The sequence below is a fragment of the Pseudomonas sp. R84 genome, from assembly GCF_009834515.1.
Classification (GTDB): domain Bacteria; phylum Pseudomonadota; class Gammaproteobacteria; order Pseudomonadales; family Pseudomonadaceae; genus Aquipseudomonas.
This window is the reverse complement of the sequence record NZ_CP019426.1, coordinates 4,539,276-4,566,227: the sequence shown is the minus strand read 5'-3', so window position 1 is coordinate 4,566,227 and position 26,952 is coordinate 4,539,276. Positions and strand designations below refer to the sequence as shown.

General features: G+C 61.3%; 15 protein-coding genes. 7 read left to right on the top strand and 8 right to left on the bottom strand.

Annotation, left to right across the window (positions count from 1 at the left end; all coding sequences use genetic code 11):
- Nucleotides 1-153: 153 nt before the first annotated feature.
- Both PspR84_RS20080 and PspR84_RS20075 read left to right on the top strand, forming a co-directional pair.
- Nucleotides 154-13,152: a non-ribosomal peptide synthetase gene (locus PspR84_RS20080; protein ID WP_160058872.1), complete on the top strand. Its 12,999-nt coding sequence runs from the start codon at nt 154-156 to the stop codon at nt 13,150-13,152.
- A 182-nt stretch (nt 13,153-13,334) separates the two neighbouring features.
- Nucleotides 13,335-14,147, top strand: coding sequence for an alpha/beta fold hydrolase (locus tag PspR84_RS20075; protein WP_160058871.1), 813 nt, complete (start codon nt 13,335-13,337; stop codon nt 14,145-14,147).
- 81 nt (nt 14,148-14,228) lie between these two features.
- Here PspR84_RS20075 and dsbG read toward each other — a convergent pair whose 3' ends face one another.
- The 4 genes from dsbG to PspR84_RS20055 form a co-directional block, all read right to left on the bottom strand.
- Nucleotides 14,229-14,999, bottom strand: coding sequence for a thiol:disulfide interchange protein DsbG (dsbG, locus tag PspR84_RS20070; protein WP_160058870.1), 771 nt, complete (start codon nt 14,997-14,999; stop codon nt 14,229-14,231).
- Nucleotides 14,975-15,856, bottom strand: a complete 882-nt coding sequence (locus tag PspR84_RS20065) for a TlpA disulfide reductase family protein (protein ID WP_160058869.1) — start codon at nt 15,854-15,856, stop codon at nt 14,975-14,977. The genes dsbG and PspR84_RS20065 overlap by 25 nt, the downstream gene beginning before the upstream one ends.
- Entirely contained in the window at nt 15,856-17,589 is a 1,734-nt protein-coding gene (dsbD, locus tag PspR84_RS20060) for a protein-disulfide reductase DsbD (protein ID WP_160058868.1), read from the bottom strand. The genes PspR84_RS20065 and dsbD overlap by 1 nt, the downstream gene beginning before the upstream one ends.
- 98 nt (nt 17,590-17,687) lie before the next feature.
- Nucleotides 17,688-18,380, bottom strand: coding sequence for a hypothetical protein (locus PspR84_RS20055; protein ID WP_160058867.1), 693 nt, complete (start codon nt 18,378-18,380; stop codon nt 17,688-17,690).
- A 244-nt stretch (nt 18,381-18,624) separates the two neighbouring features.
- Here PspR84_RS20055 and PspR84_RS20050 point away from each other — a divergent pair, with 244 nt between their 5' ends.
- The 5 genes from PspR84_RS20050 (at nt 18,625) to PspR84_RS20030 (ending at nt 23,179) form a co-directional block, all read left to right on the top strand.
- Nucleotides 18,625-19,305: a response regulator gene (locus PspR84_RS20050; RefSeq protein WP_007908710.1), complete on the top strand. Its 681-nt coding sequence runs from the start codon at nt 18,625-18,627 to the stop codon at nt 19,303-19,305.
- Nucleotides 19,305-20,627: an ATP-binding protein gene (locus tag PspR84_RS20045; RefSeq protein WP_160058866.1), complete on the top strand. Its 1,323-nt coding sequence runs from the start codon at nt 19,305-19,307 to the stop codon at nt 20,625-20,627. Before PspR84_RS20050 ends, PspR84_RS20045 begins: the two co-directional genes overlap by 1 nt.
- Nucleotides 20,628-20,831: 204 nt before the next feature.
- The gene (locus tag PspR84_RS20040; RefSeq protein ID WP_160058865.1) at nt 20,832-21,317 is read left to right on the top strand and encodes a GNAT family N-acetyltransferase; all 486 of its coding nucleotides are present in this window, start codon (nt 20,832-20,834) and stop codon (nt 21,315-21,317) included.
- Between the two features lie 142 nt (nt 21,318-21,459).
- Entirely contained in the window at nt 21,460-22,872 is a 1,413-nt protein-coding gene (locus PspR84_RS20035; protein WP_160058864.1) for an aspartate aminotransferase family protein, read from the top strand.
- Between the two features lie 82 nt (nt 22,873-22,954).
- Nucleotides 22,955-23,179, top strand: a complete 225-nt coding sequence (locus PspR84_RS20030) for an MbtH family protein (protein WP_160058863.1) — start codon at nt 22,955-22,957, stop codon at nt 23,177-23,179.
- 179 nt (nt 23,180-23,358) lie between these two features.
- Here PspR84_RS20030 and PspR84_RS20025 read toward each other — a convergent pair whose 3' ends face one another.
- From PspR84_RS20025 to PspR84_RS20010, 4 genes are read right to left on the bottom strand one after another with little or no spacing between them, the layout of a single operon-like run.
- A complete protein-coding gene (locus PspR84_RS20025; RefSeq protein WP_160058862.1) occupies nt 23,359-24,264 on the bottom strand; it encodes a zinc ABC transporter substrate-binding protein in 906 nt (301 codons plus the stop codon).
- A complete protein-coding gene (locus PspR84_RS20020) occupies nt 24,265-25,164 on the bottom strand; it encodes a metal ABC transporter permease (RefSeq protein WP_007917717.1) in 900 nt (299 codons plus the stop codon).
- Nucleotides 25,164-26,012: a metal ABC transporter ATP-binding protein gene (locus PspR84_RS20015; protein WP_160058861.1), complete on the bottom strand. Its 849-nt coding sequence runs from the start codon at nt 26,010-26,012 to the stop codon at nt 25,164-25,166. The genes PspR84_RS20020 and PspR84_RS20015 overlap by 1 nt, the downstream gene beginning before the upstream one ends.
- Nucleotides 26,009-26,938: a metal ABC transporter substrate-binding protein gene (locus PspR84_RS20010; RefSeq protein WP_160058860.1), complete on the bottom strand. Its 930-nt coding sequence runs from the start codon at nt 26,936-26,938 to the stop codon at nt 26,009-26,011. Before PspR84_RS20010 ends, PspR84_RS20015 begins: the two co-directional genes overlap by 4 nt.
- Nucleotides 26,939-26,952: the final 14 nt, after the last annotated feature.

Sequence of the window (26,952 nt, the reverse complement as noted above, 5' to 3'; positions counted from 1 at the left end):
TCTCATTGGTGAATGGTTCCGGGCGCACAGTCCCGGCCAGACAGCATTCCGATGCCTTGCGCGGTCGGCACAGACCGCGCCCTGCATGCCCTTCGAGGGGCGTGACGCAGCAACCCGATTCCATTAGCAAGCCGAATTCAGGCAGGAAACCTCATGACCGACGCGTTCGAACTCCCCAGCACCCTGGTCCAAGCCCTCCAGCGCCGCGCGACCCTGACGCCGGATCGGCTGGCCTTGCGTTTTCTCGCTGAAAACCCGGAGCAGGCTGTGGTGCTCAGTTATCGCGAGCTGGATCAACGTGCACGCATGATCGCCGCCGCGTTACAGGCTGATACTGAATTCGGTAATCGCGCGGTGCTGCTGTTTCCCAGTGGCCCGGATTACGTCGCGGCGTTTTTTGGTTGCCTGTACGCCGGCGTGATCGCGGTGCCGGCCTATCCGCCGGAGTCCGCGCGTCGCCACCACCAGGAGCGTTTGCTGTCGATCATTGCCGACGCCGAACCGCGTCTGCTGTTGACCAGCGCCGACCTGCGCGACGCCTTGCAGCAGATCGAAGGCGCGCCGCCGTTGCTGTGTGTCGACACCCTCGACCGAACGCTGGCCGAAAACTGGGTTGAACCAAGCCTGCCGCAAGATCACATCGCGTTCCTGCAATACACCTCCGGCTCCACCGCACTGCCCAAAGGCGTACAGGTCAGCCACGGCAATCTGGTAGCCAACGAACTGTTGATCCGTCACGGTTTTGGCATCGATGTAAATCCGGATGATGTGATCGTCAGCTGGTTGCCGCTGTATCACGACATGGGGTTGATCGGCGGTCTGTTGCAGCCGATCTTCAGCGGCGTGCCGTGCATTCTCATGTCGCCGGCCTACTTCCTCGGCCGGCCGTTGCGCTGGCTGGAAGCGATCAGCGAGTACGGCGGCACCATCAGCGGCGGGCCGGACTTCGCCTATCGTTTGTGCAGCGAACGGGTCAGTGAATCAGCCCTTGAGCGTCTGGATCTGAGCCGCTGGCGTGTAGCCTATTCCGGCTCCGAGCCAATCCGTCTCGACACCCTCGAACGCTTCGCCGAGAAGTTCGCGGCGAGCGGTTTCAGCGAAACCAGTTTCATGGCCTCGTACGGTCTGGCCGAAGCGACGCTATTCGTCGCCGGCACCCCGCGCGGCACTGGCATCCCGGCACTGCGCGTGGACGATCAGGCGCTGGCGCAAAACCGCGCCGAGCCGGGCGAGGGCAGTCCGATCATGAGTTGCGGCATCAGCCAGCCGGAACACGCCGTGCTGATCGTCGAGCCGAGCAGTCTCGAAGAACTGGCCGACAACGCTGTCGGTGAAGTCTGGGCTGCCGGCCCGAGCATCGCCTACGGTTACTGGCGCAACCCCGAAGCCAGCGCCAAGACTTTCGTTCAGCACGCTGGCCGCACCTGGCTGCGCACCGGTGACCTGGGCTTCATGCGCGACGGTGAGCTGTTCATCACCGGGCGCCTGAAAGACATGCTGATCGTGCGTGGGCATAACCTCTATCCGCAGGACATCGAGAAGACCGTCGAAAACGAAGTGGAGGTGGTGCGCAAGGGTCGCGTCGCTGCGTTCGCGGTCAATCAGAAGGGTGAAGAGGGCATCGGCATCGCCGCGGAAATCAGCCGCAGCGTGCAAAAAATCCTGCCGCCGGAAGCCCTGATCAAAGCCATTCGCCAAGCCGTGGCCGAGGCTTATCAGGAAGCGCCGAGCGTGGTGGTACTGCTCAATCCGGGCGCGCTGCCGAAAACCTCCAGCGGCAAATTGCAACGCTCCGCGTGCCGCAATCGTCTGGCCGATGGCAGCCTCGACAGCTACGCGGTGTTCCCGTCGACTGCATCCGAAACTCAAGAGTCGACCACCATCGGCTCGGAACTCGAAGCCTTGATCGGCAAGATCTGGGCCGAGCAACTCAACGTCAAACAGGTCAACGCCGACGACCACTTCTTCCTGCTCGGCGGCAACTCGATTGCTGCCACCCAAGTGATTGCCCGGGTCCGTGAAGAGCTTGGTCTGGAGCTGAACCTGCGTCTGCTGTTCGAAGCGCCGACGCTGGCCGAGTTCGCCGCAGCCGTGGCGCAACAGCAACAGGACGGCGGCAGTGCCCAAGGCGCAATCACCACGCTATCGCGCAGCGAGCCGATGCCGCAATCGCTGGCGCAAAACCGCTTGTGGATCACCTGGCAACTCGACCCGCAAAGCAGCGCCTACAACATTCCCGGCGGCCTGCGCTTGCGCGGCGAACTCGATGAAGACGCCTTGCGCGCCAGCTTCCAGCAACTGATCGAACGCCACGAATCGCTGCGCACCCGCTTCTTCGAGCGCGACTGCGTCGCTCTGCAAAAAGTCGATGCCGCCGCCGAATTCAACCTGCAACTGATCGACATCAGCGACCTGCCGGTGCATGAGCGCGAAACCCGCGCTCAACAAATCCGCGAAGACGCAGCGCGCACCCAGTTCGACCTGGAAAAAGGCCCGCTGCTGTGGGTGACGCTGGTGCGTCTCGACGACGAAGATCACCAACTTCTCGTGACCCTGCACCACATCATCGCCGACGGCTGGTCGCTGAACGTATTGATCGACGAATTCTCGCGCCTGTACGCCGCCGCCTCGCAAGGGACGGCCGCCAACCTCGCGCCACTGCCAACTCAATACGCTGACTACGGCAGTTGGCAGCGCCAATGGTTGGCACAGGGTGAGGGCGAGCGACAACTGACATACTGGAAAGCGCAGCTGGGTGAGGAACATCCAACGCTGGAACTGGCCACTGATCATCCACGTTCGGCGCAAAAAAATCGCAGCGCAGCACGCCACACTGTGCGTCTGGGTGTCAGCCTCAGCGATGCGATCCGCAACACGGCTCAGGCTCACGAGTCGACACCGTTCATGCTGCTGCTCTCGGCATTCCAGAGCCTGCTGCACCGTTACAGCGGTCAGCGCGATATCCGCATCGGCGTGCCCAATGCCAACCGTCCACGCCTGGAAACCCAAGGCCTGATCGGCTTCTTTATCAACACCCAAGTGCTGCGTGCAGAAATTCATTCGCGCCAGTCGTTTGTCGAGCTGCTGGCCCAGACCCGTCAAGCTGCACTCGGTGCGCAAGCGAATCAGGATCTGCCCTTCGAACAACTGCTCGAGGCCTTCCCGCTAGCCCGCGAACAAGGCCTGTTCCAGGTCATGTTCAATCACCAACAGCGCGATCTGAGCGCGCTCAAGCGCCTGCCGGGTCTGCTCGCCGAAGAACTGCCGTGGCACAGCCGCGAAGCCAAGTTCGACCTGCAACTGCACAGCGAAGAAGACCGTAGTGGCCGGCTGACCTTGTCGTTCGACTATGCCAGCGAACTGTTCGATGCCACGACCATTGCGCGTCTGGCCGAGCACTTCAGCAACCTGTTGCGCGAAGTCTGCGAGCGCCCGCAACAAGCCATCGGTGATCTGCAACTGCTGACCACCACCGAGCACGATCAGCAGAAAAACTGGAGCGTCGCGCCATGCACCCCAGCGCAACAATGGCTACCGGAACTGCTCAACGAGCAAGCGCGGCTGACCCCGGAACGCACCGCGCTGGTGTGGGACGGTGGCAGCCTCGACTTCGCTGAACTGCACGCTCAGGCCAACCGCCTCGCGCACTATTTGCGCGACAAAGGCGTCGGCCCCGACGTTTGCGTGGCTATCGCCGCCGAGCGTTCGCCACAACTGTTGATTGGCCTGCTGGCGATCATCAAGGCCGGCGGCGCTTATGTGCCGCTGGACCCGGAATACCCGGCCGATCGACTGGCTTACATGCTCAGCGACAGCGGTGTCGAACTGCTACTGACCCAGACCGAATTGCTCGACCGTTTGCCGGCCAGCGACGGCGTCAGCGTCATCGCCATGGACGCCTTGCACCTGGAAAACTGGCCGAGCCAGGCGCCGGGTTTGCACCTGCACGGCGACAACCTCGCCTACGTGATTTACACCTCGGGCTCCACCGGCCAACCTAAAGGCGTCGGCAACACTCACGCCGCGCTGGCCGAACGTCTGCAATGGATGCAGAACGCTTACGCGCTCAACGAAACCGATGTGCTGATGCAAAAGGCACCGATCAGTTTCGATGTGTCGGTGTGGGAATGCTTCTGGCCGCTGATCACCGGTGCGCGTCTGTTGATCGCCGGTCCCGGCGAACACCGCGATCCGCATCGCATCGCGCAACTGGTTCAAGCCTATGGCGTGACTACCCTGCACTTTGTGCCGCCGCTGCTCTCGCTGTTTATCGACGAACCGCTGAGCGCCGAATGCACCAGCCTGCGCCGGGTATTCTCCGGCGGTGAAGCGCTGCCTGCCGAATTGCGCAATCGCGTAATCGCGCAACTACCAGCAGTGCAATTGCACAACCGTTACGGCCCGACCGAAACCGCGATCAACGTCACCCACTGGCACTGCACCTCTGCCGATGGCGAACGTTCGCCGATCGGTCGTCCGTTGGGCAATGTGATTTGCCGCGTGCTTGACGCCGATCTCAATCCAGTGCCGGCCGGTGTGCCGGGTGAACTGTGCATCAGCGGTATCGGTCTGGCTCGCGGCTACCTCGGCCGTCCATCGTTGACCGCAGAACGTTTTGTCGTCGATCCAATGGGCGAGCAGGGCGCGCGGTTGTACCGTACCGGTGACCGTGCGCGCTGGACCTCTGATGGCGTGATCGAATACCTCGGTCGCCTCGATCAGCAAGTCAAACTGCGTGGCTTCCGCGTTGAACCGGAAGAGATCGAAGCTCGTCTGCTCGCCCAGGACGGCGTCGCTCAAGCCGTGGTGCTGGTGCGCGAAACCGCTGCCGGTGCGCAGTTGATTGGCTACTTCACCGCCCTTGAGGCCAGCGAAGATCAGGATGAGCAAATTGCTCGCCTGAAAACCGCGCTGGCCGCCGAGCTGCCGGAATACATGGTTCCGGCGCAACTGATGCGTCTGGACGCAATGCCCCTGAGCCCGAGCGGCAAACTCGACCGCCGCGCCTTGCCCGAACCGCAATGGCAAGTGCGTGAACACGTCGAGCCGGTAACTGAACTGGAACAACAGATCGCCGCGATCTGGCGCGAAGTGCTCGGTCTGGCACGAGTCGGTCTGCGCGACGACTTCTTCGCCCTCGGTGGTCACTCGCTGCTGGCCACGCAAATCATCTCGCGCACCCGTCAGGCCTGTGACGTCGAACTGCCGTTGCGGGCCTTGTTCGAGCACAGCGAACTCGGTGATTTCGCCGAACAGATCCGCCTGATCCAGGCCAGTGGCCGCACCAACAAACAGCCGCCGATCGACAAGGTTGACCGCAGCAAACCGGTGCCGTTGTCCTACTCGCAACAGCGCATGTGGTTCCTCTGGCAGATGGAGCCGGACAGCCCGGCGTATAACGTCGGCGGCATGGCGCGTCTGCGTGGCGTGTTGCATGTCGAGCGTTTTGAGTCGGCGTTGCAAGCGCTGATCCTGCGTCACGAAACCCTGCGCACCACATTCCCGAGCGTCGACGGCGTCGCCCGTCAGCAGGTGCATGCCGAGACTGGTGTGCGCATGGGCTGGAAGGACTTCTCCAAGTCCGCCGCCGATGTGCGCGAGCAAAAGGTTCAGCAATTCGCCGACGAAGAGGCGCATCTGCCGTTCGATCTGGAAACCGGCCCGCTGCTACGCGCCTGTCTGGTGAAGACCTCCGAGCAGGAGCATTACTTTGTCCTGACTCTGCACCACATCGTCACCGAAGGCTGGGCGATGGATATTTTCGCCCGCGAACTCAGTGCGCTTTACGAAGCGTTTGTCGATGACCGTGATTCGCCGCTTGAGCCGCTGCCGGTGCAGTACCTCGACTACAGCGTCTGGCAGCGCAACTGGCTGGAATCCGGCGAGCGTCAGCGCCAACTCGACTACTGGACCGCGCAACTCGGTCGTGAGCATCCATTGCTGGAGTTGCCGGGCGACCGCCCGCGTCCACCGGTGCAAAGCCATCAGGGTGAGCTGTTCCGTTTCGATCTGAGCGACGATCTTGCCGCGCGGGTTCGTGCGTTCAATGCGCAAAACGGTCTGACCCTGTTCATGACCATGACCGCCGCACTCGCCACCCTGCTTTACCGCTACAGCGGCCAGACCGATCTGCGCATCGGCGCACCGGTGGCCAACCGCATCCGCCCGGAAAGCGAAGGGCTGATCGGTGCGTTCCTCAACACCCAAGTGCTGCGTTGCCAGCTCGACGGCATGATGTCGGTCGGCGAATTGTTCGAGCAGGTGCGTCACACCGTGATCGAAGGCCAGTCGCATCAGGATCTGCCGTTCGATTATCTGGTTGAAGCCTTGCAGCCGCCACGCAGCGCCGCGTACAACCCGCTGTTCCAGGTGATGTGCAACGTGCAGCGCTGGGAATTCCAGCAGAGCCGCATGCTCGCCGGTATGACCGTCGAATATCTGGCCAACGATGCGCGGGCGACCAAGTTCGACCTCAACCTGGAAGTCACCGACCTCGACCATCGCCTCGGTTGCTGCCTGACTTACAGCACCGATCTGTTCGACGAGCCGACCATCGCGCGCATGGCCAAGCATTGGCGCAACCTGCTCGAAGCGTTGATCGCCGATCCACAACAACGCCTCAGCGAATTGCCGCTGCTCGATCAACCCGAGCAACAGCAACTGCTCGACAGCCTCGGTATCGAGCCGGGCGAGCATCGTCTCGACCAGTGCATTCATCACCTGTTCGCCGAACAGGCGCTGGCACGCAAAGACGCGCCGGCCCTGACCTTCGCCGGGCAGACCCTGAGCTACGCCGAACTCGACGCCCGCGCCAATCGCTTGGCCTGGGCCTTGCGTGAGCGTGGCGTCGGCCCGCAAGTGCGCGTCGGTCTGGCGCTGGAGCGTTCGCTGGAAATGGTCATCGGCTTGCTGGCGATTCTCAAGGCTGGCGGTGCGTATGTGCCGCTGGACCCGGAATACCCGCTCGACCGTCTGCATTACATGATCGACGACAGCCGCATCGGTTTGCTGCTCAGCGATCGCGCGATGTTCCAGGCCCTCGGCGATCTGCCGCCAAGCGTGACGCGTTGGTGCCTGGAAGATGACAGCGCAGCACTCGCCGCTTACCCGGCCACTGAGCTGCCATTTATCAGCCTGCCGCAGCATCAGGCGTACCTGATTTACACCTCGGGTTCGACTGGCAAGCCGAAAGGTGTGGTGGTCTCCCACGGCGAAATCGCCATGCACTGCCAAGCCGTGATCGAGCGTTTCGGCATGCGCCCGGACGATTGCGAACTGCACTTCTATTCGATCAACTTCGACGCCGCCACCGAGCGTCTGCTGGTGCCGCTGCTCAGCGGCGCGCAGGTGGTGTTGCGTGCGCAAGGTCAGTGGGACGCGGAAGAGATCTGCGGTTTGATCCGCACGCATAAAATCAACGTGCTCGGTTTTACCCCGAGCTACGGTAGCCAGTTGGCGCAGTTCCTCTCGACGCAAAACGAAATCCTCCCGGTGCGGATGATCATCACTGGCGGCGAAGCGTTGACCGGTGAACACCTGCAGCGCGTTCGTGCGGCGTTCAAACCGGCGATGTTCTTCAACGCCTACGGCCCGACCGAAACCGTGGTCATGCCCTTGGCCAGTCTGGCGCCGGAGGTGCTGGAAGAGGGCGCCGGCAGTGTGCCGATCGGCAGCGTGATCGGTGCGCGCGTGGCGTACATTCTCGACGCCGATCTGGCGTTGGTGCCGCAAGGTGCGACCGGTGAGTTGTTCGTCGGCGGCGCCGGTCTGGCACAGGCCTATCACGATCGTCCGGGCATCACCGCCGAACGTTTTGTCGCTGACCCGTTCGCCACCGATGGCGGGCGCATGTACCGCACCGGCGACCTGGTGCGCCAGCGTGCCGATGGTTTGGTGGAATACCTGGGCCGGATCGACCATCAGGTGAAGATCCGTGGTTTCCGTATCGAGCTGGGCGAAATCGAAACGCGCCTGCTCGATCACGACTCGATCCGCGAAGCCGTGGTGCTCGCCCTCGACGCGCCGAGCGGCAAGCAATTGGTCGGTTACCTCGTCACCGAAATCGCCGAGCAAAGCGAAGCCAATCAGGCTGAACTGCGCGACGCCCTCAAGTCGCACCTCAAGGCGCAACTGCCGGATTACATGGTGCCGACGCACCTGATTCTGCTGGCGAGCATGCCGCTGACCGCCAACGGCAAACTCGACCGCCGCGCCTTGCCGGCGCCGGATCCTGAGTTGAATCGTCAGGACTACGTTGCCCCAAGTAATGAGCTGGAACAGACCTTGGCGCAGATCTGGTGCGAAGTGCTCAACGTCGAACAGGTCGGCCTCAACGACAACTTCTTCGAACTCGGCGGCGACTCGATTCTGTCGATTCAAGTGGTCAGTCGTGCACGGCAGCAAGGCATTCATTTCAGCCCGCGTGATCTGTTCCAGCATCAGACCGTGCAGACCCTCGCCGCCGTGGCCAGTCGCACCGAGCAGGTGATGGCCGAGCAAGGTCTGGTGGTTGGCGAATCGGCGCTGACGCCGATTCAGCATTGGTTCTTCGACACCGAAATTCCTGCGCGTCAGCACTGGAACCAGGCGTTGTTGCTGGAACCGACCGTGCTGCTGGAAGCGCATCGTCTGGAGCAGGCGCTGTTGGCCGTGATCGAGCAGCATGATGCCCTGCGTCTGCGCTTTACCGAGGCCAACGGCGAGTGGCAAGCCACGCACCAACCGGTGTCCGATGCAGCCGTGCTGTGGCAAGTGCGCGTGACCTCGATGGACAAGTGCGAAGCACTGTTCGCCGATGCCCAGCGCAGCCTCGACCTGGAACAAGGTCCGTTGGTCCGCGCTGTGCTGGTCGATGGCCCGCAAGGTCAGCAACGCCTGTTTATCGCGATCCATCACTTGGTCGTCGACGGTGTGTCGTGGCGCGTCTTGCTCGACGATGTGCAAACCGTTTACCGCCAACTCGACGCCGGGCAGTCGGTCAAACTGCCGGCGAAAACCAGTGCCTTCAAGGACTGGACGGCGCGTTTGCAGGCTTATGCCGGCAGCGAATCCCTGCGCGAAGAACTCGACTGGTGGCAGACCCAACTGGCCGGCCCGAACGCCGACCTGCCTTGCGAAAACCCGCAGGGCGGCCAGCAGAATCGCCACGCGCAAACCGTCAGCGTGCGCCTCGACGCCGAACACACTAAACAGTTGCTGCAACAGGCGCCGGCCTCCTATCGCACGCAAGTCAACGACCTGCTGCTGACCGCGCTGGCCCGCGTGTTGTGCCGCTGGAGTGAGCAACCGTCGACGCTGATTCAGCTGGAGGGCCACGGCCGCGAAACCCTGTTCGACGAGATCGACCTGACCCGCACCGTCGGCTGGTTCACCAGCGCCTATCCATTACGCCTGACCCCGCACAACATCGAAGAAGCCGCCGGGCAGGGTGCTTCGATCAAAGCAATCAAAGAGCAATTGCGCGCCGTGCCGCACAAAGGCCTCGGCTATGGCGTGCTGCGTTATCTCGCCGACGATCTCAGCCAGCGCAGCATGGCCGCGCTGCCGCATGCGCCGGTGACCTTCAACTACCTCGGCCAGTTCGACCAGAGTTTCGGCAGCGATGCGCTGTTCCGTCCGCTGGATGAAGCGGTCGGTGCCGCCCACGATCCGCAGGCGCCATTGCCGAACGAACTGAGCATCGACAGTCAGGTTTACGGCGGTGAACTGCTGCTGCGCTGGACCTTCAGCGCCGAGCGTTACGACACGCAGACCATCAACGATCTCGCCGATGCCTACCTTGGTGAACTGCAAAGCCTGATCACCCATTGCCTGCAAGACGAGGCCGGTGGCCTGACGCCGTCGGACTTCCCGCTGGCCAGGCTGACTCAGGCGCAACTCGATGCCTTGCCAGTGCCAGCCGCGCACATCGAGGACGTCTACCCGCTGACGCCGATGCAGGAAGGCATGTTGCTGCACACGTTGCTCGAACCGGGCACCGGTCTGTACTACATGCAGGATCGTTACCGCATCAACAGCGAACTCGACGCCGAGCGTTTCGCCCAGGCCTGGCAAGCGGTGATCGCCCGTCACGAAGCGTTGCGCGCGTCGTTCTGCTGGAACGTCGGCGAAGACATGCTGCAAGTGATTCATACGCCGGGTCGTACGCCAATCGAATATCTGGACTGGAGCGCCATTGCCGAAGCCGAGCAGGAACCGAAGCTGCAAGCGCTGTTGAAAGACGAGCGCGAGGCCGGTTTCGATCTGCTCAATCAGGCGCCGTTTCACCTGCGCCTGATCAAGGTTGGCGCAGCGCGTTACTGGTTCATGATGAGCAACCATCACATCCTCATTGATGCCTGGTGCCGCTCGCTGCTGATGAATGACTTCTTTGAGATCTACACTGCTCTGGGCGAAGGTCGCGAAGCACAATTGAGCATGCCCCCGCGTTATCGCGATTACATCGGCTGGCTGCAACGCCAGAGCCTGGCCGAAGCGCGGCAGTGGTGGCAGCAGAACCTGCAAGGGTTCGAGCGCACCACGCCGATCCCGAGTGACCGGCCGTTCCTGCGCGAACATGCCGGTGAAAGCGGCGGGATGATCGTCGGCGACCGCTACACCCGCCTCAATGTCGAGGACGGTGCGCGTCTGCGGGAACTGGCGCAGGCGCATCAATTGACCATCAACACGTTTGCTCAAGCCGCGTGGGCCTTGGTGCTGCGCCGCATGAGCGGCGATCGTGACGTGCTGTTCGGCGTGACCGTGGCCGGTCGTCCGGTGGAAATGCCGGAGATGCAGCGCACCGTCGGCCTGTTCATCAACAGCATCGCCCTGCGGGTGAAAATGCCTGAGGACGATCAGCGCAGCAGCGTGCGTGAGTGGCTCAGTGGCTTGCTCGACAGCAACATGCAGCTGCGCGAGTACGAATACCTGCCGCTGGTGAACATTCAGGAACAGAGCGAACTGCCGAAAGGCCAGCCGCTGTTCGACAGCCTGTTCGTCTTTGAAAACGCGCCAGTGGAAGTCTCGGTGCTGGACCGCGCGCAGAGCCTGAACGCGACCTCGGATTCGGGCCGAACCCACACCAACTTCCCACTGACGGCGGTGTGCTACCCGGGCGATGACCTTGGTCTGCATCTGTCGTACGACCAGCGCTACTTCGACGAATCGACCATCGAGCGCATGCTCGGCGAGTTCAAACGTCTGCTGCTGGCGTTGGTCGATGGCTTCCATGGCGACATGGCCGATCTGCCGCTGCTGGGTGCAGAAGAACAGGACTTCCTGCTGCACGGTTGCAACCAGAGTGCCCACGACTATCCGCTGGACCAAAGCTACGTCGCGCTGTTTGAAAAGCAGGTCGCTGCGCATCCGCAGCGTATCGCCGCGACGTGCCTTGATCAGCAACAGAGCTACGCCGAGCTGAACCACAACGCCAACCGTCTCGGTCATGCCCTGGTCGCGGCCGGTGTGCAGATGGATCAACCGGTGGCGCTGCTCGCCGAGCGTAATCTCGATCTGCTCGGCATGATCATTGGCAGCTTCAAGGCTGGCGCGGGTTATCTGCCGCTGGATCCGGGCCTGCCGAGCCCGCGTCTGCAACGCATCATCGAGCTGAGCCGCACGCCGGTGCTGGTCTGCTCCAAAGCATGTTTTGAACAGACGCAGACGCTACTGGATGAATTCAGCTGCGCCAATCGCCCACGCTTGCTGGTGTGGGAAGAGGTACAAGCGGCGGCGATGTCGGCGCAGGATTTGGGTATTTACAGCGGCCCGGACAACCTCGCTTACGTGATCTACACCTCGGGTTCGACCGGCCTGCCGAAGGGCGTGATGGTCGAGCAGCGCGGCATGCTCAACAACCAGTTGAGCAAGGTGCCGTACTTGAATTTGAGCGACGCCGACGTGATCGCCCAGACCGCTTCGCAAAGCTTCGATATTTCGGTCTGGCAGTTCCTTGCCGCACCGTTGTTCGGTGCGCGCGTGGACATCGTGCCGAATACGATTGCCCACGATCCGCAAGGTTTGTTGGTGCATGTGCAGGCGCAGGGCATCACCGTGCTGGAGAGCGTGCCATCGCTGATTCAGGGCATGCTCGCCGCGGATCGTCTGAGTCTGGATGGCCTGCGCTGGATGCTGCCGACCGGTGAAGCGATGCCGCCGGAACTGGCGCACCAATGGCTGCTGCGTTACCCGGACATCGGTCTGGTCAACGCTTATGGTCCGGCGGAATGTTCCGATGACGTGGCGTTCTTCCGCGTCGACATGGCGTCGACGCGCGGCAGTTACTTGCCGATCGGTACGCCGACCGACAACAACTTGCTGTACCTGGTCGATGGCGCGCTGGAACTGGTGCCGCTGGGCGCGGTGGGTGAGTTGTGCGTGGCGGGTACGGGCGTCGGACGCGGTTATGTCAGCGATCCGCTGCGCACCGCGCCAGTGTTTGTGCCGAACCCGTTCGGTGCGCCGGGCGAGCGTCTGTATCGCACCGGTGACCTGGCGCGGCGCCGCAGCGACGGTGTGCTGGAATACGTTGGCCGGGTTGACCATCAAGTGAAGATTCGCGGTTACCGCATCGAGCTGGGTGAGATCGAGGCGCGTCTGCATGAGCAACCGGAAGTGCGCGATGGTGCGGTCGGTGTGCAGGAAGGCGTCAACGGCAAACACTTGGTCGGTTATCTGGTTGCTGCTGACACCGCGCTTAATCCGAGTGAACGCCTGGAGCGGATCAAACAGCGCCTGCGCGCCGAACTGCCGGAATACATGGTGCCGCTGCACTGGTTGTGGCTCGATCAGCTGCCGCTGAACGCCAACGGCAAACTCGACCGCAAAGCCCTGCCTGCGCTGGAGATCGGCCAGTTGCAGAGCCAGGATTATCTGGCCCCGCGCAATGATCTTGAACAGAGGCTGGCTGATATTTGGGCCGAGGTGCTAAAGGTCGAAACGGTCGGTGTACGCGACAACTTCTTCGAGCTGGGCGGGCACTCGTTGCTGGCCACGCAGATCGCCTCGCGGGTGCAGAAAACCCTGCAACGTGACGTGCCGCTGCGGGCGATGTTCGAGTGCAGCACGGTGGAGGAATTGGCCGAGTACATCGATGGGCTGGCGGCGAGTGACATCACCGAGGAGAAGGTCGACCGCTTGAATGATCTGATGGCGGAGCTGGAGGGCTTCTAGTTCTTTAGCGCCTGCATTGGCCTCATCGCGAGCAGGCGAAGGCCTACATTTTGGAATGCGTTCCCTGTAGGAGTGAGCCTGCTCGCGATGAGGCCGGTACATTCATGTACATTTCCAAGGTTGACGATAAAGAACCGGCACCTCAGTCTGCCGGTTCTCTTTTTTTGTCGCGGGGGTGGTCGATGCCTTTTTTCACGGTTGACGGACAAGCGCTGCATTACATTGATCAAGGCTCAGGCCCGGCGGTGTTGCTGGCCGGAAGCTATCTATGGGACCAGGCCATGTGGGCGCCGCAGATTGCCGCGTTGTCGCCGCACTATCGGGTGATTGCACTGGATCTGTGGGGCCATGGCGAGTCGGGGCGGTTACCCGAAGGCACGACTTCACTGGACGACATCGCCCGTCAGGCGCAGGCCCTGCTCGATCATCTGGACATCGATCAGGTCACTCTCGTCGGGCTGTCGGTTGGCGGCATGTGGGGCGTGCGTCTGGCTTTGTCGGCACCGCAACGGATCAACGGTCTGGTGCTGATGGACACCTACGTCGGCGTTGAGCCGGAACCGACTCGTCAGTACTACTTCTCGCTGTTCAGACAGATTGAAGAAACCGGCGAAATCTCCGAGCAATTACTGGATATCGTCGTGCCGATTTTCTTCCGTCCGGGGATCGATCCGCAGTCGGCGCTGTATCAGGATTTCCGCGCGAAACTGGCGGCGTATTCGTCTGATCGACTGCGCGAAAGCATCGTGCCGATGGGGCGTATCACCTTTGGTCGCGATGATTTGTTGCCACGTCTGGGCAAGTTGAATGCGGCGACCACGCTGGTCATGTGCGGCGACCAGGACAAGCCGCGACCACCGTCGGAAGCAAAGGAAATGGCGGAGTTGATCGGTTGCCCGTGGGTACTGGTGCCGGAAGCGGGGCATATCTCCAATCTGGAGAATCCGCAGTTTGTCACCGAGGAGCTGTTTACCTTTCTGGCTGACCGCCGTTGAAAAGATCGCAGCCTGCGGCAGCTCCTACAGAAAACGCGCTCCATGTAGGAGCTGCCGCAGGCTGCGATCTTTTGATTTTGCTTATTTAGGCCCGAGAATCTTCGCCAACTTGTCCGGCGAAGGCGCGCCTTGCTGCTGTTGCAACTCGCCTTTGTCATCCATATAGAAGATTGCCGGCGTCGCCTGCAATTCCAGGTCTTCCATCAACTGCATGTTCGCCGCCAATTTGGTCTGCACAGCCGCTGGAATATCTTTCAGCGCTTTTAGCGAACTGCCCTTGCCAGCCTTTTCGTGATCTTCCAGGGCCTTGGCCGGATCTTTCGCCGCCAGCAGCGCTGCCGATTTACCCGGGCTGTCCTCGCGGATGATCCCGACCATGATGTGCCGCAATTGCACCTTGCCGGATTTCACCCACGGCCGCGCCTGTTCCCAGAACATGTTGCAGTAAGGGCAGTTCGGATCGCTGAACAGGTACACGGTGCGCGGTGCATCCTTGTTGCCGTCCTGAATCCAGTTGCTCGCTTCGAACTTGGCCCAGACTTCCTTGGCCATCGGCGCATACACCATTTTTTGCAGCGGCTCGCTGCTCAGGTCTTTGCCGTCGGCGTCGTACATATTGCCGAGAATGACATGCTTGCCATCCGGGGTCAGGTACAGCGCCATGCCGCGATTCTGATACTGCGCCGCATAACCACGCAAACCATCGGGGGCATCGAACTGACCGACGATTTTCGCGCCTTTGGCTTCGATCTGCTTGATCGCCGCAGGCAATTCTTCAGCGGCCTGCACCGACGGCAAGTGCAGCAGGGCGCTGCCCAGAGTCAGCGTCAGCAGGTGGCGGAGGCGGGGCATGGCAGTTTCCTTGCAGAGGTAGCCGGTGCAGTGGCCGGGTTCGAATTCGGGGTTGGGGTGTCGAAGTTTTCCAAGGCGCGCGCCAGGCTGGCGTTGGATAACTCGCCCAGGTGACTGCTCAGCAGCCTGCCGTCAGGGCTGTAGAACAGCGTAGTCGGCAATGCCATGGAACCCACGGCCTGACCTAGCCGACCGCTGCGATCGAACAGCACGTTGTTCAGGCTCAGGCCCTGGGTCTCAAGAAATGTCGCCACGCTTTGCATGCTTTCGGCCTGATTGACGAACAGGAAGGTCAGGTCCGGACGTTGTTGCTGGGCATTCTCCAGGACTGGCATCTCGCGCCGGCACGGCGGGCACCAGGTCGCCCACAGATTGATCACTAGCGGGCCGCCCTGATAGTCGCTGAGCTGGATGGTTTCCCCGGCCGCGTTGCGCAGAGAGATGTCCGGAAGTCGGGTGCCTTGTTCATAGATGTTCAACGACAACGTCGCCAACAGCCAGAACGCCACGCCGCTGGCCACGCCAAAGCCCAGTGGACGACGCAGCCCTGGACGACGCCAGCCGCGATACAGCGCCGCCAGCAGCAACACAATCACACCCGGCCAGGCGAGGAAACCACCGTCACGCAAATCAATGATCTGCCACGGGTCATTGCGATAGTGCGACCAGTACAGCAGCACAAAGGCAATTCGCGCCGCGAGCATGCCCAGCAGAAACAGACTGAACAATGCCGACTCGGGGTTATCGCCGCCACGCTTGGCCACCCGCCAACCGACAAAGGTCGCCAGCGCCAGGGCACTGATCAGCAGCAGGTGATTAAGCGCGATGGCAAAAGTGCCGAGGGTGAGAGTCAACATTAATTGGCGTCCCGGGTGGTGGCCCAGCGTTGCAGGAAGGTCTCGGCATCGACTTCGCCGGTGATGCGCTGGCTGCGGCGTTCTTCGCCATCAGTGCCGATCCAGACGAAGCTCGGTGGCCCCGGCACTTTGTAGCGGCTGAGCAACTCACGGCTGGCAGCATTGTCGGCAGTGACATCAAGGCGCAGCAGGCGTACATCACTCAACGCCTGCATGACCTTGTCCTTGCCGAACACCTGCTTCTCCATGACTTTGCACGAGACACACCAGTCGGCGTAGTAGTCGAGCAGTACCCACTGGCCCTGAGCTTTGGCGGCCTCGAGTTCGCGTTGCAGCGCCGCCGGCTCCTTGATCGTGGTGAACGCGTCATGAGCCGATGGCTGCGCTGCGCTGGCGCGGCCGGCGCTGTAGACCTGCAAAGGCTGATACGGATCATCGCTGCCGCCTGCCGCACCAATCACCAGCAAACTGCCCCACAGCCCGAGCAACAGCGAGCTGGCGCCGAACAACTGCGCGACGCGGCCAAAACCTTCGGATTGTTTCCAGGCACAGAACGCGGCGATCAACAGCAGTGCGCCGCACAGGCCCAGCCACAACGAAGCATCCAGCACCGGACGCAACATCAACAGCGCCGTGGCGAGAAAGAGGAAACCGAACACGCCTTTGAGCAGATTCATCCAGGCGCCGGGCTTGGGCAGGAAGCGATTGCCCACGGTCACCAGCAACAACAATGGCACACCAATGCCGATGCCCAGCGAAAACAGAATCAAACCGCCGTGCAGCGCGTTGCCGCTCTGCGCGATATACAGCAACGCTCCCGCCAGCGGCGCGGTCATGCAAGGCCCGACCAGCAGACCGGACAACGCACCGAGCACCCCGGCGCCGATCAGGCTGCCACCGCTGCGACTGCGCGAGGCATGTTCAAGACGATCACGCAGGGCCACCGGCAATTGCAGTTCAAAGAAACCGAACATCGGCAAGGCCAGCACCACAAAGATTGCGGCGAACGTGCCGAGCAGCCAAGGGTTCTGCAACCACGCCTGCAGATTCGCGCCGAGCAGCGCAGCGATCACGCCCATCGCCGCATACACCAGCGCCATGCAAATCACGTAACTGCCGGCCAGCGCGAAACCGCGACGCGGGGTGGCACCACTGCCGACTACCATGCCGGCCAGAATCGGCAGCATGGGTAAGGTGCACGGGGTGAACGCCAGCAACAGACCGAGGCCGAAAAACACCAGCAGACTCCAGCCCAGCGCCCGTTGTTGCAGGCTACTGGCCAACGCCTGATCCGGTGCTTCTGCGCTTGCAGCCACTGCGGCTTTGCCGCCCAGATCGATGACCCGGGTTTGCGGCGGGTAGCACAGGCCGGCATCGGCACAGCCCTGATAGCTGACTTTGATCTGGCCTGTGGCGGTTGCCGGGATTTTCACTTCCAGCCCTTGGCGATAGACCGGTTGCTCACCGAAAAACTCGTCGCTGTGGGATTCGCCTTCAGGCAGCGCAGGCTGCTGTGCTGCGCTCAGTCCGTCGAGTTTCAGGCGTTTCTGATACAGGTAATAGCCGTCGGTGATTTGCCAGAACAGCTGGGTTTCACCGGATTCCAGGCGTTCGGAGGTGAGTACGAATGCCTGGTCGACCGGCAGAAATTCCGGTTTTGTCTCAAACGGATTGTTTCCAGCCTGTGCCAGGCTGGAAATCAGTAGGGCAAACAAAAGAAAAAAATGACGCATGGAGGAGCCTTGTCCCTGTGCAGATGGGATGCAGAATGGGCAGCGGCGATTAACCGATAATTAACCGTATCCTACAAGGCCCTCCGGGCTTCGGCCAATCAGCCTCGCAGCAGTCCGGGCCAGTTCTGGTCATTGATGGTTTTCGGTCCGGCGACCAGACGGTCGGACTGAATGTTGTAAGTCAGGTATTGGTTATCGGTCAGGAAAATGTACCAGTAGCTGTCGGCGAAAGTCCGGTCATTTTGCGCTGCCGTGATGATGCGGTCCTTGTACGGTTTCAGCGCGCCAAGTTGATAATCCCCGAAGGGTTTGTAAGTCAGGGTCTTTGCCTTGTAGTTAAACGATAGATAGTGCCCGTCGTTGAGGATGAATCTGAACAGGAACGGGTGACCGGTTAGTTGGAACCAGGTACCGGCGATGATTTTGTCGAAGTAGGGCAGTATTGGCTTCCAGATTGAATCGGAAACTTTATAGAAGGCATCGACCTTGTCTTTGTCCTGATTATATTTACACACCATGGGTGTGGTTCCCTGGTAGAAGAATAACCAGGCAATATCCTCATCGGACGAGGTGTTCCAGCCGAATGAAGTGGTTGTCAGCCCGAAACGCAAGTCTTTGGCATGGGGGCCAAAGCTGTCCCAGCTAGCGTCGACCGATGCGGGATAGTTGGCGGATACTTCGTTGTCACCGAGATCGAATCGGGAATAGGTGTCGCTGTCCTTGAAAAAGAAATAAATACGGTCAGGGCCGGAGCGCCAATCGATAGCGACGAAGTTTTTTAGTTGAGGCATGTTTATTAAATCCCTTTAAAAAAGTATGTAGTTGGCGGACAGAAACTAAATGATCGGAGGATTCTTACAAGGGAGGAATTGTTTCTTTATTAGTGGAGGAAGTTTCAACGCCGGGTGGCTTTGGGTTTGCCCGCCGCGGGGACGGCCGAGGCGTTTGCGGCCGGCTTCCCGTAAGCACCGATGATGGCCATAATTGCGGCTTAATCCTTGGCTGCTTCACTGACGTTTTTCCTGCGGAGTTCCCATGCACGTACTGGTTTGCGAAGACGATGAGCTGATCGCCAGCGGTATCGTCGCCGGTCTCACGGCTCAGGGTTTGACCGTTGAGCACGTCAACACTGCGTCGAAGGCGCGGGCGATGCTCAAAGTGGCCGAATTCGACGTGATGGTGCTCGATCTCGGCCTGCCCGACGAAGATGGCCTCAAATTGTTGCAACAACTGCGTCAGAGCGGCCTGGAAATTCCGGTGCTGATCCTGACCGCGCGCGACTCGGTGACCGACCGTGTCGATGGCTTGCAGGCCGGGGCCGACGATTACCTGCTCAAGCCGTTCGATCTGCGTGAACTGTTCGCCCGTCTGCAAACCCTGCTGCGCCGAGTCGCCGGACGCAGCGTCAACCTGATCGAGCACGGCGCGCTGACCTACGATCCGAGCAGCCGCGAAACCACCCTGGCCGGGCAACCGGTGGACTTGTCGCGCCGTGAGCAATCGCTGTTGCAGGCGCTGCTGCACAATCGTGGCCGGGTGCTGTCCACCGAGCAGTTGAAAGACAGTGTCTACGGCTTCAACGATGAGTTGGAAAGCAACGCGTTGAACGTGCACATCCATCACCTGCGCAGCAAATTGGGCAAGGGCATCGTCGAAACGGTGCGCGGTCTGGGCTATCGCCTCGGCCCGGCTGACGGTGGAGATCAAGGCAAGTGATGAGCCTGCGACTGCGCCTGAGCCTGACCCTCGGCGCCGCGTTTGCGCTCATCTGGGCGCTGGCGGCGGCCTGGATGCTCAGTGACCTGCGCAATCAGATGATGTTCTCCCTCGACCAGCGTCTGGTGGCGTCGGCGCGGATGGTTGCCGGGCTGCTGGAACAGTTGCCGACACTGCCGAGCAAAGGCGAAGGCACCCATTTCAGCGCCGAACAACTGAATATCCCCGGTGGTATGGCCTGTCAGGTCAGCTCCTTGCGCGGGGAAATTCTTGCGCGCAGCCACAACAATCCCGAACAAGCGCTGGAAGCCGAGAAGATGGGCTTCCATGACCAGATGATCGACGGTGCGCCGTGGCGCAGCTTTACCCTCGCCCGAGGCGATGTGCGCATTACCACCGCTGATCGGCAGATCGAACGCGAGGCGCTGAACATGTCGATCCTGCTGGCGGCGTCGGTGCCGGTGGGTGTGGCGTTGCTCGGCTGCCTGTGCCTGTTATGGCTGGGCATCGGCCAGGGGCTGGCGCCGCTCAACCGTCTGCGTGAAGCGTTGATGCGGCGCAATGCCGATTCCCTTGAGCCGCTGCAGATCCAGACCTTCCCCAGCGAATTGAAGCCGCTGCTTGAAACGCAAAATCAGTTGTTTCAACGCATCGGCAAAACCATCGAGCGCGAGCGGCGCCTGACCGGTGACGCGGCGCATGAACTGCGCAGCCCGCTGACGGCGATCAAGACTCACCTGCAAGTCGCGCGCATGACCGATGGCAGCGCCCGCGATCAGTCGCTGGCGCGGGCCGAGGAAGGCGCCGATCGCTTGCATCGCACCCTCGAACAACTGCTGTTGCTGGCGCGGGTCGAGGGCAGTCTGTCGTTCGATGACGGTTCGCAATGCAGCGCCGAGCAAGTGGCACGCCTGGCGATTCAGGACGCCACGGGTGGCGAGCGCTTGCGCATCAAACTGCAACTGCCAGGCGAGCTTTCCACTGCAGCGCTGCAGATGCCGGCCGTGCTGTCGATTGCGGCGCTGCGCAATCTGCTCGACAACGCCCTGCGTCATACCCCCGAGGACTGTGCGGTCGAGCTGAGTCTGGAAACCATTGGCAACCGCGTACGTTTTGTCGTGCGCGACCATGGCCCGGGGATTGCGCCGGATGATCTGCAACACCTGACTCAGCGCTTCTGGCGCAACGGCCAAAGCACCGGTTGCGGCCTCGGCCTGGCGATTGTTCAGGCGATCGTTCAGCGTTGCGACTGTGCCCTGCATTTCGACAGCCGTCCGGATGGCCTGCGCGTCGAACTGACCATGCCGTTGCAACCCGTCTAACCCCAGCACAGTGTAGGAGCTGCCGAAGGCTGCGATCTTTTGATTCTGTTTTTCAAGATCAAGATCAAAAGATCGCAGCCTTCGGCAGCTCCTACAGGAAATCGCGCCAGACACATCAAATGTAACTTCTCGGCGTTCGCCATCCGGCCCGCGTGGGGGTAAGGTCATCGCAGCTTTGACTCAATGGATTGAGGGAACTGCGCCATGGAAGCACCCATCTGTATTCGTCCGGCCACACTGGCCGACGCCAGCATCATCAGCCGCATCATCGAGCGTTCGATCCGCATCGGTTGTGCGCCCGATCACCGTAATGATCTATCACTCGTCAGCCAATGGATCGGCCTGCAAACCGCCGACTTCATCAGTGCTCGACTGGCCGATCCGCACTTCTACCTCTGCATTGCGTTGTTGCCGGACAAACCGGTCGGTGTCGGCATGGCTCGGGCCAGCGGCGACATTTTGCTGTGTTACGTCCAGCCAGAGTCATTTCGCCGGGGCGTCGGGCGAGCGCTGATGTTGGATCTGGAAGGCTGGTTACGGGTTCGCGGTGTTTCTCACGCTGATCTCAACAGCACGCACACCGGCCAGGCATTTTATCGGCGTCTGGGCTATCACAAGTCAGCGCCGCCCCTCGAATGCAACGGCTTGCAGACCCTGCCCATGCACAAGTCGCTGGTAGCATCGGGCTGACAACTCGATCACGGGCTAAATCCTCGGGCCCCTTAAGCGTTTCCAGAACAGGAAAACCTGCAAGTGCGCCCCGCGATCGGAATGCGCACCTGTCCGGTGTGCTGTTTTGGTCACTATCCATAGCCAATTGAGGGGTCGAGAGATGTCAGTCGCCACCAGCCTTATCGAAGAGTCGTCGGCCCGGGTTACCTCGGCGCCGGCCGAAACGCTGTACCAGTTCAACGAATCGCCATTGCTCGCCCGTCAGGCCCGGCAGGAATCCAACGCGCGCAGCTATCCGCGACGCATTCCATTGGCACTGAAGCGCGCCAAAGGTCTGTATGTCGAAGACGTTGAAGGGCGTACTTTCATCGACTGCCTCGCCGGGGCCGGCACGCTGGCGCTGGGGCATAATCACCCGGTGGTGATCGAAGCGATCCAGCAGGTGCTGGCCGATGAATTGCCACTGCACACCCTCGACCTGACCACTCCGGTCAAAGATCAGTTCGTCCAGGATCTGTTCGGTCTGCTGCCATCGGCCCTCGCGGCTGAAGCGAAAATCCAGTTCTGCGGGCCGACCGGCACCGATGCCGTAGAGGCGGCATTGAAACTGGTACGCACGGCGACCGGACGCAGCACCGTGCTGTCGTTCTCCGGTGGTTATCACGGCATGAGCCAGGGCGCATTGAGCCTGATGGGCAGCCTGGGGCCGAAAAAGCCGCTGGGCGCCTTGCTCAGCAACGGCGTGCAGTTCATGCCGTTCCCGTATGACTACCGTTGCCCGTTCGGCCTCGGTGGCGCAGCTGGCGTGAAGGCTAACCTGAGTTACCTGGAAAACCTGCTCAACGATCCCGAGGCTGGCGTGCAATTGCCAGCGGCGGTGATCGTCGAAGCGGTGCAGGGCGAGGGCGGGGTGATTCCGGCAGACATCGAGTGGTTGCGCGGCTTGCGTCGGATCACCGAGAAGGCCGGTGTGGCGCTGATCGTCGACGAGATTCAGAGCGGTTTTGCCCGCACCGGCAAGATGTTTGCCTTCGAACATGCCGGTATCACTCCGGATGTGGTGGTGTTGTCCAAAGCCATCGGCGGCAGCCTGCCGTTAGCCGTGGTGGTCTATCGCGACTGGCTCGACACCTGGCAGCCGGGCGCGCACGCCGGCACGTTCCGTGGCAATCAGATGGCGATGGCGGCAGGCTCTGCGGTAATGCGTTATCTGGTTGAGCACAAGGTCTGCGAACACGCTGCTGCCATGGGCGAGCGCCTCAGTGAGCACCTGCGCATCCTGCAGCGCGACTTCCCGCAAATGGGTGATATTCGGGGTCGTGGGCTGATGCTCGGGGTAGAGCTGGTCGAGCCGAACGGCCCACTGGATGCGCTCGGTCATCCACCGGCGTTTGCGCGACTGGCGCCGCTGGTGCAGCGCGAATGCCTCAAGCGTGGGTTGATTCTGGAACTGGGCGGCCGGCATGGCGCGGTGGTGCGTTTCCTGCCGCCGCTGGTGATTACCGCTGCTGAAATCGACCATGTTGCGGAAATCTTCGGTCGCGCTTTGGCCGCCGCCACCGCGTCGCTGTAAATTTTTCGCCGCGCCGAACGTTCTTTCTACATACCCGGCTGCACCCCTCGTGCAGCCCACCTTACAACGATGGAGAACCAGCATGACGTCAGTATTCGACCGCGAGGACATCCTCTTTCAGGTCGTGGTCAACCACGAAGAGCAATACTCGATCTGGCCGGACTACAAAGCCGTGCCGCAAGGCTGGCGCACCGTGGGCAAGAGCGGCCTGAAAAAGGAATGCCTGGCCTACATCGAAGAAGTCTGGACTGACATGCGTCCGCTGAGCCTGCGCCAGAAGATGGAAGGGCAGGCCGCCGTGCAATAAACGGCCGGGCAAAAAGAAACCCGCTGGACTGGAAACAGTCAGCGGGTTTTTTTCTTGCCTTGGATTGGTGTTGTCCGGGCTGGCCTCTTCGCGAGCAGGCTCGCTCTCACATTTGGAATGCGTTCCCCCTGTAGGAGTGAGCCTGCTCGCGATGAACGATAACGCGGTTTCAGCTGAAATTAAGCCCCGCTCAAACCCTTCAACAGCAAATCCACATTGCCTTCCAGCTCCGCCACTGGATCCGCTGCATCGGTGCTCAACACCACCAGATGACTGCCCGACTCGGTAATTGCCGCTTTCACCGCGTCCGATGGCTGCCGATGATGCAGCACCACCGCGACATCATTGTCCTTGAGCGTTGCCGTGAGCTTTTTCAGATCCTCTGGCGTCCACTCGGTATCAGGTCGCGGATCCTCGCCGATCAGCTCCAGATTGAGGCTGCCGATCAAATAACCGAAGTGATCGCTCAGGCTCATGACGCTTAAATTGTCCGCACTGGCCAGACGCGCTTCGCTATCCGCGCTGAGCTTCAACAAACGCTGCTTCAACGTCGCCAGGTTGGCCTCGATTTTCGGCTTGGCGCTCGGTGCCAGGCGCACCAGATCCGCCGCCATCACATCCGCCATGCGTCCCATGTTGTTGCTGGCCAGCCAAGGCTGGCTGTTCAAACCGTCGACCTTCAGATCCGGTTGTACGGCAATGCCCGGCAGGGCACCGTCGACCGGGCGCGCCGCATCAACTTCAACGATGCGGATATTGCTGCGGCGGGCGATCGGGTACAACTGATCATCTGGCCACAGCGAGCGCACACCAATGACAGCATCGGCACCGGTTGCCAGTTTGCTCAGGGCCGGAGCGCCACGCCCTGTGAAGTAGGCACTCTGACGACTGCCCGGCAGGTTCGCTGGCGCCGCGCGTTCGAGATTGACATCAGTGCCCTTGAGCAGCGCTTCCGCCAAGCCAAAGGTGATCGGCAGCGAAGCCAGTACCTGCAGCGGCTTAGCTTTTTCGGCGGCCATCAACGGCGAGCAGACCACACCGCACAGGGTCATGGCCAAGGTCAGTTGTCGCAGTGAAAAAGTCATTTATCCAAGATTCCCTTTCAGACTCGGGACAACCCCGCGCGCAATGGCGGCGAGGGCGAAGGCAATGCCGGCGACCAGAATGATCGCGGCGCCGGATGGAATCGGCAGATCGAACACGATGGGCGCAAGAATCCCGCACAACGTGCTGACCGTGGCGATCAGCACCGAACACCAGAAGAAGCCCTTGAGCGACTGACTGAGCAAACGCGCCGCCGCCGCTGGAATCACCAGCAGCGCGCCGACCAGAATCGCACCGATGACTTTCACCGCGGCCACGGTGATTAGCGTCACCAGAATCACGAACAGATAATCCAGGGTTTTCACCGCCACCCCGCGTACTGCAGCCAGTTGCGGATTGAAGCTGGCGAGCATGATGCGGTTGTATAGCGGCAGGGCCAGAGCCATGACCAGGGAACCGACGATGGCCAGCACCGCCAGATCGTTACCGTTGACCGTCAGCACTGAACCGAACAGCACGTTCTCGAGAATGTGCACGTTGATCTTCCCCGCCAGAATCAACAGCAGACTCGCGCCGAGTGCCAGCGACACCGACAGAAACACGCCAATCAAGGTGTCCGGCGCCAGACCGGTGCGGTTGCGCAGGTAATTGAGCAGAATGCCGAACAGCAGGCAGTAACCGAACAGGCTGCCATAGGGGCCGGTGTAGGGTTCGCCGAGCAGGATGCCGATGGCTACACCGGTCAGCGCAGCGTGGCCCACCGCTTCGGAGAAAAACGCGAAGCGCTTGACCACCACCAGCGTGCCGAGGCCGCCGAGTACCGGGCCGATCAACAGGCCGGCAAGCAATGCATTGACCACAAAACCGTAGGCCAGTGCTTCCGGCAGATAGCCGGACGAGGCCCAGCCTTGCACCATCAAACGAAAGGCTTCGTAACTCATCAGGCAGCGCTCCGTGGATGGGTCGAGAACAGCGTCAGCAGTCGTTCCGGGGTCAGCGCCTGTTGTGGCGTGGCATCGAACAGCACGCGTCGGTTCAGGCCAGTGACCCGATCGGCCAGGCGCCCGACCGCTTCCAGATCGTGCTCGATCCACAGCACGGTGATGCCCGCCGCGCGCCAGTCATTGAGCAGGCGCTCGAACACCTGAATTCCTGCTTCATCGAGGGCTGACATCGGCTCATCCAGCACCAGCAGTTGCGGCGCCGGAATCAAGCCTTGTGCGAGCAGAACCCGCTGCCGTTCCCCGCCGGATAGCGCACCCATGCGCCGCTTGCGTTTGTCCTGCATGCCAACGCGTTCCAGCGCATCGCCAATGGCGCCGGCGTAACGTTTGCTCAAACCGAGAAACGCCGGGCGTCGCTGACACATCGCAGCCATGAAATCGTCGACGGTCAAAGGCAAACCGCGATCGAACTCCAGCGCCTGTGGCACATAACCGATGGTCCCGGGTTCGCCGGGCCATTGCAGGCTGAGCTGGCCCTGATGCGGCATTTGCCCGAGCAGTGTCTTGATCAGCGAACTCTTGCCGCCACCGTTAGGGCCGACCAGGGCATGTACGCTGCCGGGCTGCACCTGGAAGGTGACCTTGTCCAAAATCGTCGTGCGCCCCAGCGTCAGACAAATCCCCGCAAAATCCAGAGTCGGCCCCAAAACCTGTAGGAGTGAGCCTGCTCGCGATAGCGGTATGTCATCCAACGAAGATGTTGCCTGGACCGACGCCTTCGCGAGCAGGCTCGCTCCCACAGGGGATTCGGTGTTTTTAGGGGAAAGGTTTTCTCTGGAAGTCATGCGCCCGACTCCTGGATCGCCCGCACCACGGTGTTGAGGTTGCCGGTCATTTCCTTTTCGTACTTGTCGGCGGTGTATTCGCCGTAGGAAATGTGCGACAGCGGGTACAGTTTCACGCCGGATTCCCGGTGAATCGTTTCGACGTAGGTGGAGGGGAAATCCATCTCCGAGAAGATCACTTTCACGTCCAGTTCACGCAACTGGTCGATGGTCTTCTTCAACTGGCTTGGGCTCGGCTCGATGCCGTGGGCCGGCTCGACCACGGCGGTCACTTCCAGGCCAAACTCACGCAGCAAATAGTCGTAAGCGGCGTGTACCGTGGCCACGCGCAGTTCGGCGTTCGGCGCTTGAGTCAGTTTGGCCAGGGCATCGGCGCGCATCTGCCGCAGGCGTTTGCCATAGGCGCGGGCGTTCTGGGTGTAGGTCTTGGCGTTGTCCGGATCGAGTTTGCCCAGTTCGCGGGCGATGTTGTTGACCTGAGCGATGGAGGCGCTGATCGACAGGAACGTGTGCGGGTTCACCACTTTGCCGGCGCCGCGTGCGGCGACCCCGGTGGCGGCCAGCAGAGGTACGTTTTCGTTGGCTTCGATGGTCTTGATGTTCGGCGTTTCGCTAGCGGCGATCATGCGGTCGGCGAAGTCGTCATGGCCGACACCGTTGAGCACGATCACGTCCAGCCCGCTGATGCGTTTGATGTCCTCGGCCCGCGGTTCGTAGGCATGCGGATTGAAACCGGCCGGGATCAGCGGCACCACCTCGGCCTTGTCGCCGACGATGTTCGCCACATAGCTGTAATAGGGGTGCAGGGTGATGCCGATGCGCAGGCGTTTGGCCTGATCGGCGGCGGCCAGTGGGCTCAGCAGGCAGGCGCAGAGGCCGAGCAGAAACAGACGCAACAATGGACGGCGAGACGATGAAATAGACATGGGCAAACGGTCTT